This is a genomic window from Kitasatospora sp. NPDC057518 (assembly GCF_042802075.1).
Lineage (GTDB): Bacteria > Actinomycetota > Actinomycetes > Streptomycetales > Streptomycetaceae > Kitasatospora.
Map to the genome: position 1 here is coordinate 1 of NZ_JBHVEU010000281.1, position 11,662 is coordinate 11,662.

Sequence of the window (11,662 nt, forward strand, 5' to 3'; positions counted from 1 at the left end):
CCGAGACCCCCCCCTCCCCCCCCGCCCACCCCTCCCCCCCCGTGGGCTGGGCCGCCGCCCCCGGGGCCGCGCGGCTCGCCCCCCCCGGCCGGGGCGGCCGCCCCCGCCGCCGGGCGCTCGCCCGGCTCACCGACGACTGGCTGGCCGGGCTGCTCGCGGCCGCCGGCGCCCCGCCCGGCGTCGCGCTGGTCGCGGTCGGCGGCTACGGGCGGGGCGAGCTGTCCCCGCGCAGCGACCTGGACGTCCTGCTGCTGCACGACGGTCCGGTCGCCGGGGAGCTGCCCGAGCGGATCTGGTACCCGGTCTGGGACTCGGGCGCCAGGCTCGACCACGCGGTGCGCACCGTCGCGGAGGCCCGCGCGGTCGCCGCCGCCGACCTCAAGGCCCAGCTCGGCCTGCTGGACGCCCGGCACCTCGCCGGGGACCGGGCGCTCACCGACGCGCTGCGCGCCGCGGTGCTCACCGACTGGCGCGCGAGTGCCCCCGCGCGCCTGCCCGAGCTGCGCGAGCTGGGCCGCGAGCGGGCCGAACGGCAGGGTGAGCTGTCCTTCCTGCTGGAGCCCGACCTCAAGGAGGCCCGCGGCGGCCTGCGCGATGTCGTGGCGCTGGACGCGATCGCCGCCAGCTGGCTGGCCGACGCGCCCCGGGACGGCCTGGACGACGCCGCGCGGTGGCTGGCCGACGTGCGGGACGCCCTGCACCTGGTCACCGGCCGGGCCACCGACCGGCTCGGCCTCCAGGACCAGGACCAGGTCGCCGAGCGGCTCGGGGTGCTGGACGCCGACACCCTGCTGCGCCGGGTCTACGAGGCCGCCCGCACCGTCGCGTACGCGGGCGACGTCACCTGGCGGGCGGTGGACCGGGTGCTCGCGGCCCGCGGCGGCCGCGGCCGGCGGGTGCGCCGGCTGGGCATCCCGTTCGCCGGCACCGGACGCGGCGCCGGCGCGGTGGCCCGGGGCGCGGTCGAGCGGCGGCCGCTCGCCGAGGGCGTGGTCGAGCAGGACGGCGAGGCCGTGCTCGCCCAGGGCGCCCGACCGGCCGCCGACCCGGTGCTGCCGCTGCGCGCCGCGGCCGCCGCCGCGCAGAACGGGCTGACCGTCTCGTACGCCACGGTGCGCCGGCTGGCCGCCGAGTGCCGCCCGCTGCCGGTGCCCTGGCCGGACGAGGCGCGCGAGCAGCTGGTCACCCTGCTGGGCGCGGGGGAGTCGGCCGTCCCGGTGTGGGAGGCGCTGGAGGCGGAGGGGCTGGTCCGCCGGCTGATCCCGGACTGGGAGCGGGTGCGCTGCCGTCCGCAGCGCAACGCGGTGCACCGCTGGACGGTGGACCGGCACCTGGTGGAGACGGCGGTGCGGGCCGCCGCGATGACCCGCCGGGTGGCCCGCCCGGACCTGCTGCTGGTCGCCGCGCTGCTGCACGACATCGGCAAGGGCTGGCCGGGGGACCACAGCGAGGCCGGCGAGGTGATCGTCCGCGACCTCGGCGCCCGGATGGGCTTCGGCCCCGAGGACACCGAGACCCTGGCGGTGCTGGTCCGCCACCACCTGATGCTGGTGGACACCGCGACCCGGCGCGATCCGGACGACCCGGCCACCGTCGAGGCGGTCACCAAGGTGGTCGCCACCCTGCCCGAGCTGGAGCTGCTGCACGCGCTCACCGAGGCGGACGCGCTGGCCACCGGCCCGGCCGCGTGGAGCGGCTGGCGGGCCTCGCTGGTGGAGGGCCTGGTGGCCCGGGCGGCGGACCGGCTGGCCGGGGCGGGCACCCCGCCGGCGGAGGGCGCGCCGACCGCCGAGCAGGAGCGGCTCGCGGTCGAGGCCGCCCGGACCGGGCAGCTGGCGCTGTCGCTGCGGGCCCGCTCCGAGGGGGCGGAGCCGGGCGCCGAGCCGATGGGCGTCGAGCTGAACCTGGCCGTCCCGGACCGGCCCGGGCTGCTCGGCACCGCCGCCGGGGTGCTCGCGCTGCACCGGCTGGCCGTCCGCTCGGCCGGGCTGCGCGAGCTGGACCCGGTGGGCGCCGGGCCGGTGCTGCTGCTGTCCTGGCGGGTGGCGGCCGAGTACGGCGAGCTGCCGGAGGCGGCCCGGCTGCGGGCCGACCTGCGCCGGGCGCTGGACGGCTCGCTGGACGTCACCCGCCGCCTCGCCGAGCGGGACGCCGCGGCCCCGCGCCGCCGGGGCATCCCCACCCCGCCGCCGCTGGTCGCGGTGGCGCCCGCGGTGGCCTCGGCGACCGCGACCGTGCTGGAGGTCCGCGCGCACGACGCCCCCGGGCTGCTGCACCGGATCGGCCGGGCGCTGGACGGGGCGGGCGTACGGGTGCGCACCGCGCACGTCTCCACGCTGGGCGCGGAGGCCGTCGACTCGTTCTACCTGACCGACGGGGCGGGCCGTCCGCTGACCGCCCGGCGGGCCGGCGAGGTGGCGGCGGCGGTCCGGGCCGCACTGGGCTGACGCGCCCCGGAGGGCTCCGGCGGCGGGGGCCGTCGGGCCTCGGCGGCGAGGGTGGAGGAGCTCCCGGAACGGGGGTGGAGGAGCTTCGGGAGCAGGGGTGGAGACCGTACCCGGGGCGGCCGGATACCCTGGGGGGCGACGACCGTACCGATTCCGATGCCGCAGAGGACCCGCGACGACGTGTTCGACACCCTTTCCGATCGCCTCGCAGCGACGTTCAAGAACCTCCGGGGCAAGGGCCGCCTGAGCGAGGCGGACATCGACGCCACCGCCCGCGAGATCCGCATCGCGCTGCTGGAGGCGGACGTCGCGCTGCCGGTCGTCCGGGCCTTCATCAAGCAGGTCAAGGAGCGGGCGCTCGGCGTCGAGGTCTCCGGTGCGCTGAACCCGGCGCAGCAGATCATCAAGATCGTCAACGAGGAGCTCATCTCCATCCTCGGTGGCGAGACCCGACGGGTGCGGTTCGCCAAGAGCGGCCCGACGGTGATCATGCTGGCCGGTCTCCAGGGTGCCGGTAAGACCACCCTGGCGGGCAAGCTCGGCCACTGGCTGAAGAAGCAGAAGCACACCCCGCTGCTGGTCGCCTGCGACCTCCAGCGCCCCAACGCGGTCAACCAGCTCCAGGTGGTCGCCGAGCGCGCCGGCGTGGCCTTCTACGGCCCGCAGCCGGGCAACGGCGTCGGCGACCCGGTGCAGGTGGCCAAGGACTCGATCGAGTACGCCAAGCAGAAGCAGTACGACGTCGTCGTCGTCGACACCGCCGGCCGCCTGGGCATCGACGCCGAGCTGATGCAGCAGGCCGCCGACATCCGCGCCGCGGTGAACCCGGACGAGGTCCTGTTCGTCGTCGACGCGATGATCGGCCAGGACGCGGTCACCACCGCGCAGGCCTTCCTCGACGGCGTCGACTTCACCGGCGTGGTGCTCTCCAAGCTCGACGGCGACGCCCGCGGCGGTGCCGCCCTGTCGGTCGCGCACGTCACCGGCCGGCAGATCATGTTCGCCTCCAACGGCGAGAAGGTCGACGACTTCGACGCCTTCCACCCGGACCGGATGGCCTCGCGCATCCTCGGCATGGGTGACGTCCTCTCGCTGATCGAGAAGGCCGAGCAGACCTTCTCGCAGGAGGAGGCGGAGAAGATCGCCGCCAAGCTGCGCGGCGGTCCGAAGCAGTTCACCCTGGACGACTTCCTGTCCCAGCTGGAGCAGGTCCAGAAGATGGGCTCGATCTCCAAGCTGCTCGGCATGCTGCCCGGCATGGGCCAGATCCGGGACCAGATCAACAACATCGACGACAAGGACGTCAACCGGGTCGGCGCGATCATCAAGTCGATGACCCCGACCGAGCGGGCCGAGCCGGAGCTGATCAACGGCTCCCGCCGGGCCCGCATCGCCAAGGGCTCCGGTGTCCAGGTCGGCGAGGTGAAGAACCTGGTCGAGCGGTTCTTCGAGGCCCGCAAGATGATGTCCGCGATGGCCTCCGGCAAGGGCATGCCCGGCATGCCGGGGATCCCGGGCATGGGCGGCGGCGCCAAGAAGTCCGGCAAGAAGGCCCCGCAGGCCAAGGGCAAGCGCAAGAGCGGCAACCCGCTGAAGCGCGCCCAGGAGGAGGCCGCGGCCGCCGAGCGCCGCGCGCTCGGCCCGGGCGCCGGCCAGGGCCCGGCGGACGGCGGCGCGTTCGGCCTCGGCGCGGGCAAGGGCCCGGCCGACTTCGAGCTGCCCAAGGAGTTCAAGGACCTGCTGTAGTCCTCCGACCGGCTCCCGTCGGCCCGTCGTCCGGTGTTTCCGGGCGGCGGGCCGATCGCGTGTCCGATGATGGGGGCATGCGAGTGATGATCAGGGCCCCGAGGGCCGAGGACACGGCCGGGTACGCCGAAGCGGTCCGGCGGTCCGCCGAACACATCGGACGGTGGAACCCGGTCGAGCCGGACGGGCTGCCCGACCTGCTGAAGCGCCAGGGGTCCGGGCTGCGCACCTTCCTGATCGTCGACCGGGAGACCGGGGGACTGGTCGGCAAGGTGAACGTCGCCAACATCGTGATGGGCCGGTTCTGCAACGCCTCGCTGGGCTACGACTCGTACGTCCCGTTCAACGGCACCGGGCGGATGACCGAGGGCATGCGGCTGGTCGTGGACCGCTGCTTCGCCCCGCAGACCGCCGACGGGCTCGGGCTGCACCGGCTGGAGATCAACGTGCAGCCGGAGAACGAGCGCTCGATCGCGATGGCCAAGCGGCTGGGCTTCCGGCACGAGGGCTTCACCCCGCGGATGCTGTTCCTCCAGGGGGACTGGCGCGACCACGAGCGGTTCGCGCTGACCGCCGAGGAGTGGCCGGGCGCAGCCGCATAGTCGCTGGTGGGAGGGGTCGGCGCGGCCGTCCGGCGGTCCGGGCGCGGCGTTGCGATTGGCCCGCCCGAGCACCTGTCCGTATTGTCCGATGGGTGACCGAACCCGTGCCGCCACGTCAGACCCCCGACCAGCCCTGGCGTTCGGAGGGCGCCCCGCCCCCGCCGCCGCCCAAGCGCCGGATGCCCGGCGGCTGGGTGGGCCTCGCCCTCACCGCCCTCGTGGTGTTCCTGATCTCGGACCTGCTGCTGTCCTTCTTCGGCCCCGCCGGTGCCACCACGATCTCGTACACCGAGTTCAACAACCAGCTGAACAAGGGCAACATCACCAAGATCTACGCCAAGGGCGACGCGATCGAGGGCACCCTCAAGAGCGCCCAGCCCAAGCCGGACGGCGGCAAGGGCGACTACACCGAGTTCGACACCCAGCGGCCCTCCTTCGCGGGCGACAACCTCTGGACCACCCTGCAGCAGCAGGGCGTCGAGGTCACCGCCACCTCGCCGGTCCAGCAGCGCAGCTTCCTCACCAACCTGCTGATCTCGCTCGCCCCGATGCTGCTGCTGATCTTCATCTGGGTGCTGCTCGCCCGCCGGATGGCCGGCGGGCTCGGCGGCGGACCGCTCGGCCGCAAGGCCCCGCCGAAGCCGGTCACCGCCGAGGAGGGCAAGCGCACCACCTTCGCCGACGTGGCCGGCATCGACGAGGTCGAGGCCGAACTCACCGAGGTCGTCGACTACTTGAAGAACCCCGAGCGGTACCGCAGGCTCGGCGCCAAGATGCCGCGCGGCGTGCTGCTGAGCGGCCCGCCCGGAACCGGCAAGACCCTGCTGGCCCGGGCCGTGGCCGGCGAGGCGAACGTGCCGTTCTTCTCCGCCTCCGCCTCCGAGTTCATCGAGATGATCGTCGGCGTCGGCGCCAGCCGGGTCCGCGAGCTGTTCGCCGAGGCCCGCAAGGTCGCCCCGGCGATCATCTTCATCGACGAGATCGACACCATCGGCCGCCAGCGCGGCGCCGGCGGCGGCATGGGCGGGCACGACGAGCGCGAGCAGACCCTCAACCAGATCCTCACCGAGATGGACGGCTTCAGCGGCTCCGAGGGCGTCATCGTGATCGCCGCGACCAACCGGGCGGACGTGCTCGACCCGGCCCTGCTGCGCCCCGGCCGCTTCGACCGGCGGATCACCGTCAGCCCGCCCGACCGGGAGGGCCGCGCGGCGATCCTGCGCATCCACAGCCGCAGCGTCCCGCTGGCGGGCGACACCGACCTCAACCAGCTGGCCAAGGTCACGCCGGGGATGACCGGCGCCGAACTCGCCAACCTGGTCAACGAGGCCGCGCTGCTGGCCGTCAAGCGCAAGCAGGACGCGGTCAACGAGCGGGACCTCTCGGACGCGCTGGAGAAGGTCCAGCTCGGCGCGGTGCGGCCGCTGGTGATGCCGCAGGAGGAGCGCGAGCGCACGGCGTACCACGAGAGCGGGCACGCGCTGCTGGGCATGCTCCAGCCCGGCGCGGACCCGGTCCGCAAGATCACCATCGTGCCGCGCGGCCGGGCGCTCGGCGTCACGCTCTCCACCCCGGAGAACGACCGCTACTCGTACACCGAGCCGTACCTGCGCGGCCGGATCATCGGCGCGCTCGGCGGCATGGCGGCCGAGCAGGTGGTCTACGGGGTGATCACCACCGGTGCGGAGAGCGACCTGGAGCAGGTCACCAACATCGCCCGCGGGATGGCCGGTCGCTGGGGGATGAGCGAGCGGGTCGGCCGGCTCACCGCGGTGCCCTCCGACCCGCAGGGCGCGTACGGGCTCTCCGCCGCGCCGACCACCCTGGACGCGGTGGACGAGGAGGCGCGGCGGATCGTCTCCGAGTGCTACGACGACGCGGTGCGGATCCTGACCGAGCAGCGGCACCGGCTGGACGCGCTGGCGGCGGCGCTGCTGGAGGCGGAGACGCTGGACGAGGCGGCGGCGTACCGGGCGGCGGGGGTGCCGCGGGAGGGCTCCGAGGGGGCCGAGGGTTCCGACGGGCCTGCCGGCGGGTCCGGCGGGCCTGGTGGGTCCGACGGGGCCGACGGGGCCGACGGGAAGTCGATCGACCGGGCGTGAAGCCGGGGGCCGGGGCGCTCGCCATGGTGGCGGGCGCCCCCGGTTTTTCGTCCCCCCTGCGGACTCCTCGCCCCTCCTCGTCCCTCCTCCTCCCGCCTAGCGCGACCGTTCGGCGACCAGGTAGCGGAACAGGTTCTCCATCCGTACCGAGCCGTCCGCGCGCAGGTACGGCTGGAGCACCTCCTCCAGCTCCTTGGCCACCAGCGAGGCCCCGGAGAACTCCTCGGCCGGCTCGAACAGGCCGGTGGAGAGCAGCCCGCGCACCGCGCTGTCGAGGTCGGCGTAGGCGAACGGGCAGCTCACCCGGCCGCTGCCGGCCGGACGCAGGCCGGCCGGACGCAGGCCGGCCGGGGCCAGCAGGTCCTCCAGCGCGCCGGGCGCGCTCAGCTCGAACGGGTCGCGCGCGGTGGTCCGGCCCGCCATCCGCCGGGCCACGTCCAGCACCGGGGCGCTCTCGCAGCGCTCCGGCGGGCCCCAGGCGGCCAGCACCACGTGCCCGCCCGGGAGGGTGAGCCGGGCGGCCTCGGCGACCACCGGCCCGGCGTCGGCGGCCCCGGGCAGCTGCTCGAAAACCGTCACCAGCGAATGGGCCGAGCGGGCGACGGCCGCCGACGTCCGGGGCCCCGCGCACACCCGCAGCCGGCGGTCGTGGGCCAGCTCGCGCAGCTCGTCCCGCGGCTCCTGCCCGGCGACCTGGGCGCCCCGGCCGGCCGCGAGCAGCAGGGCCAGCCCGGAGCGGCAGCCCAGGCCCAGCACGCTGCTCGCCGGGCCGACCTCCAGCCGGTCGTAGACCGCCTCGTAGAGCGGCACCAGCATGCGTTCCTGGATCTCCGCCCAGTCGCGCGCCCGCGCGGGGCGGGCCGCCCCGGTCCGCGGGTGGTGCGGGCGTGCGCCCGTCGGTCGTGCGGTGGTGCCGGTCGTGCCGGTCGTGCGAGCTGAAGCCATGGCGGCCTCCCATCCGGTCCTTCGGTGCGCTGCTACGGCTCCCCCAAAGTCCCGCCCCACACCAGCGAACAGCGGGTCGGGCCCGGCGTCCAGAGGGGTGCAGGGTGGTGCGCGCGTGTCGCGGTGGTGCGCCCCCGCCCGGTGATACCGATTCGAAACCGGGGCCCCGGGCCCCGTACCATTCGCCCCATGGCTAAGGCACCCGTTCTCACCCCTCAGGCGGAAGACTTCCCGCGCTGGTACCAGGACCTCATCAACAAGGCCGAGCTGGCCGACAACGGTCCGGTGCGCGGCACCATGGTCATCCGACCGTACGGCTACGGCCTGTGGGAGCGGATGCAGCAGGAGATGGACGCGCGGATCAAGAAGGCCGGCGCGCAGAACGCCTACTTCCCGATGTTCATCCCGCAGTCCTACCTGACCAAGGAGGCCGAGCACGTCGAGGGCTTCGCCCCCGAGCTCGCGGTGGTCACCCACGGCGGCGGCAAGCAGCTGGAGGAGCCGGTCGTCGTCCGGCCGACCTCCGAGACGATCATCAACGAGTACTTCTCGAAGTGGGTGCAGAGCCACCGCGACCTGCCCCTGCTGATCAACCAGTGGGCCAACGTGGTCCGTTGGGAGCTCCGCCCGCGCGTCTTCCTGCGCACCACCGAGTTCCTCTGGCAGGAGGGCCACACCGCCCACGCCACCTACGAGGACGCCCGCGAGTACGCCTCGATGATCCACACCCAGGTCTACGGCGACTTCATGACGAACGTGCTCGGCATCGACGTCGTGCTCGGCCGCAAGACCGCCAAGGAGCGCTTCGCCGGCGCCATCAACACCCTCACCCTCGAGGGCATGATGGGCGACGGCAAGGCGCTGCAGATGGGCACCAGCCACGAGCTGGGCCAGAACTTCGCCAAGGCGTTCAACACCACGTACCAGCTGCAGGGCGCCGAGCGCGAGTACGTCTGGCAGACCTCCTGGGGCGTCTCGACCCGCATGGTCGGCGGCCTGATCATGTCCCACGGCGACGACAACGGCCTGCGGGTGCCCCCGCGCCTGGCCGCCGTCCAGGCCGTCGTGCTCGCGATCAAGGGCGACGACGCGGTCATCGCCAAGGTCCGCGAGATCGGCGCCCAGCTGGAGGCCGTCGGCATCCGGGTCGTGGTCGACGACCGCACCGACACCCCGTTCGGCCGCCGTGCCGTCGACTGGGAGCTCAAGGGCGTTCCGCTGCGCATCGAGGTCGGCCCGCGCGACCTGGAGAACGGCACCGCGATGCTGGCCCGCCGCATCCCGGGCGGCAAGGAGCCGGTCTCCATCGACGCCCTGGCCGCGCTGCTCCCGGGCGTGCTGGAGGAGGACCAGGCGCTGCTGCTGCGCCAGTCCCGCGAGCGCCGCGAGTCCCGCACGGTCGACGTCAAGACCATCGACGAGGCCATCGAGGCCGCCGCGACCGGCTGGGGCCGGATCTCCTGGGCCGACCTCGGCGCGGAGGGCGAGGCCAAGCTGGCCGAGCAGGGCGTCACGGTCCGCTGCATCGTCGCGGCCGACGGCTCGGTGCCGCTGGCGGACGACCAGGAAGGCAATGTCGCGCTCGTCGCCCGGGCGTACTGACATCCGTTCGGTGTTCGGTGGATGTCCGGTGGATGTCCGCCGGACGCCGGTCGCCCACGGGTAATGACCGGCACCGGCGACATTTGCCCGGAATGCGGATGGGTAAGAATCCGGTAACTGTTCCGGTGCGTCCCCGCGGGGGACATCCCTACTGGCCGGTCAACTCCCGGTATTAACCGAATAGCGGTACGGTGTACGGCCCGTGGCCCTGTCAATCCGGCAGGCCCACGGGCCGTACGTCCTGGGTGGCGACAGCCCGCCCCCCGGACGGAATTCATCAGGCCCGCCGACGTTGCGACGGGCCCAAACCGGCAGGGGGTTGGTCTTGCGTCAGATCCGGAACGCGCAATTCGCGCGCGGCCTCGCATTCCTGGGAGTTCCCTGTGAATTCCCCGGGAACGAGAACATGCGGAACATCGGCTCGCACTCCATCGTTGGTCTAGCGTGAGCACGACACAGCCCCTCGTTCTCGCGGCCGAACTGGCCGCCGCCTGGAGTGACATCCAGGCCTACCACCAGGACCTTCCCGATCTGGCCTCGCCCGAGGCCCTGATCGGCGAGTCCTCCTCGGCCTGCGGGACGCGGCTCGGTTTCGAGCGCCTCCTCCACGAGGCCGCCCACGGTCTGGCCGCGGCCCGGGACATCCGGGACACCTCGCGCGCCGGCCGCTACCACAACCGGCGCTTCCTGATGCTCGCTTCCGAGCTGGGCCTGGCGCACCCGGTCGAGCCGCACGCGAGCAGCGGCTTCTCCCAGGTGACCATGCTCAAGGAGACCCAGGAGCGGTACGCCGAGACCATCGAACGCCTGGACCGTGCCCTCGGGGCGCACCAGGAGGCGGTGGCCGGCGACGGCGCGACGCGCGCCTTCCGCGGTCCGGCGGCCCGGCACGGCTCCTCCGGGGGCGGCGTGCGGGTCAAGGCGGTCTGCGGGTGCGGGCGCAACGTCCGGGTCGTTCCCTCGGTGCTCGCGCAGGCGTCCATCGTCTGCGGCGCGTGCCAGCAGCCGTTCAAGATCGCTTAAGTCGCTCACGCCGCTCACGTCGCTTGAGCGGTCGACGTCCCGACGGGCTGCTGTGCGGGCAGCGGTCCGGCCGGATGGGCGGCGCGGAGCGGGGTGGAGCGGTACGGGCGGTGCACGCGGGGCCGGCGGAGCCGGCAGCGGCGGCAGCGCCGAGTGAGCGGTGACAGGCGGTAGCAGTACCAGGCGGTACAGGCCGTACGAGCAGTACGGAATGAGCGGTACAGCAGGACAGCGGTGATGTCTTCGGGTTGGACCGGGAGCGGGGGCTCCCGGTCGAGCCCTGACCGGGTGCCCGGTCCCGCGTACAGGCGGTTCTCGCCGATGTGGCAGAATGGACAGCTGAGTACTCGGCAGCCGAGCAGGACCCCTCTCTCCTACGGCTGGCGTGTCCCTTGAACGGTCCGCCCCGCAACCCCACGCGACGGCGAGCCCGCTCACCCACGTCAACACCAGGAGAATCCACTCCCGTGGCAGTCAAGATCAAGCTGAAGCGTCTCGGCAAGATTCGCTCCCCGCACTACCGCATCGTCGTCGCCGACGCCCGCACCAAGCGTGACGGTCGCGCGATCGAGGAGATCGGCATCTACCAGCCGACCTACAACCCCTCGAAGATCGAGGTCGACAGCGACCGCGCCCAGTACTGGCTGTCCGTCGGCGCCCAGCCGACCGAGCCGGTGCTCGCCATCCTGAAGCTGACCGGCGACTGGCAGAAGTTCAAGGGCCTGCCGGCTCCGGCTCCGCTGCTCGTTGCCGAGCCGAAGGTCGAGGACTTCTCGCACCTGTTCGCGAAGGCCGTCGCCGGCTTCGAGGACGCCACCACCGGTGTCGCCATCACCCCGAAGGCCAAGAAGTCGGACAAGGCCGAGGCCGAGTCCGACGCCGCCGCCGAGGCCTGATCGTGATCGAGGACGCCCTCGACCACCTGGTGAAGGGCATCGTCGAGCACCCCGACGAGGTGCAGGTGCGCTCGCGCAACCTGCGTCGGGGGAACACCATCGAGGTGCGAGTGCACCCCGATGACCTCGGCAAGGTGATCGGCCGGGGCGGCCGTACGGCGCGCGCTCTGCGCACCGTGGTCGGCGCCCTCGGCGGTCGCAACGTCCGGGTCGACCTGGTCGACGTGGACAACATTCGCTGACGCCGCTGCTCGTTCAGCCGTCAGGGCTTGTGAGGCCGACCGGGACGCATGTCGTCC

At 73.7% G+C, this 11,662-nt stretch carries 9 protein-coding genes; 8 read left to right on the forward strand and 1 reads right to left on the reverse strand.

Annotation, left to right across the window (positions count from 1 at the left end):
- The 4 genes from ACFU7Z_RS25940 to ftsH all read left to right on the forward strand — a co-directional run.
- The coding region (locus tag ACFU7Z_RS25940; RefSeq protein WP_380779986.1) for a [protein-PII] uridylyltransferase at positions 1 to 2,447 on the forward strand (2,447 nt) is incomplete at its 5' end.
- Between the two features lie 180 nt (positions 2,448 to 2,627).
- Positions 2,628 to 4,193, forward strand: a complete 1,566-nt coding sequence (gene ffh, locus ACFU7Z_RS25945) for a signal recognition particle protein (protein WP_049658994.1) — start codon at positions 2,628 to 2,630, stop codon at positions 4,191 to 4,193.
- A 77-nt stretch (positions 4,194 to 4,270) separates the two neighbouring features.
- Complete coding sequence (locus ACFU7Z_RS25950; protein WP_082346170.1) at positions 4,271 to 4,795, forward strand: GNAT family N-acetyltransferase; 525 nt, start codon at positions 4,271 to 4,273, stop codon at positions 4,793 to 4,795.
- Positions 4,796 to 4,887: 92 nt separating this feature from the next.
- On the forward strand, positions 4,888 to 6,897 hold the full coding sequence (gene ftsH, locus ACFU7Z_RS25955) for an ATP-dependent zinc metalloprotease FtsH (protein ID WP_380779989.1): 2,010 nt from the start codon (positions 4,888 to 4,890) through the stop codon (positions 6,895 to 6,897).
- A 96-nt stretch (positions 6,898 to 6,993) separates the two neighbouring features.
- On the opposite strand, the gene ACFU7Z_RS25960 is transcribed toward ftsH, so the two are convergent.
- Positions 6,994 to 7,842: a class I SAM-dependent methyltransferase gene (locus ACFU7Z_RS25960; RefSeq protein WP_380779991.1), complete on the reverse strand. Its 849-nt coding sequence runs from the start codon at positions 7,840 to 7,842 to the stop codon at positions 6,994 to 6,996.
- 189 nt (positions 7,843 to 8,031) lie between these two features.
- Here ACFU7Z_RS25960 and proS point away from each other — a divergent pair, with 189 nt between their 5' ends.
- The 4 genes from proS to ACFU7Z_RS25980 all read left to right on the forward strand — a co-directional run bounded on the left by proS (position 8,032) and on the right by ACFU7Z_RS25980 (position 11,605).
- On the forward strand, positions 8,032 to 9,444 hold the full coding sequence (gene proS / locus ACFU7Z_RS25965; protein WP_049650399.1) for a proline--tRNA ligase: 1,413 nt from the start codon (positions 8,032 to 8,034) through the stop codon (positions 9,442 to 9,444).
- Positions 9,445 to 9,888: 444 nt separating this feature from the next.
- Complete coding sequence (locus tag ACFU7Z_RS25970) at positions 9,889 to 10,467, forward strand: hypothetical protein (RefSeq protein ID WP_049650398.1); 579 nt, start codon at positions 9,889 to 9,891, stop codon at positions 10,465 to 10,467.
- 467 nt (positions 10,468 to 10,934) lie between these two features.
- Positions 10,935 to 11,363 (forward strand): 30S ribosomal protein S16, encoded by a 429-nt coding sequence (rpsP, locus tag ACFU7Z_RS25975; protein ID WP_049650397.1) that lies wholly within the window; start codon positions 10,935 to 10,937, stop codon positions 11,361 to 11,363.
- A gap of 2 nt (positions 11,364 to 11,365) precedes the next feature.
- Positions 11,366 to 11,605 carry an RNA-binding protein gene (locus tag ACFU7Z_RS25980; protein WP_030056773.1) on the forward strand — a complete coding sequence of 80 codons (240 nt, stop codon included), beginning with the start codon at positions 11,366 to 11,368 and terminating at the stop codon, positions 11,603 to 11,605.
- Positions 11,606 to 11,662: the final 57 nt, after the last annotated feature.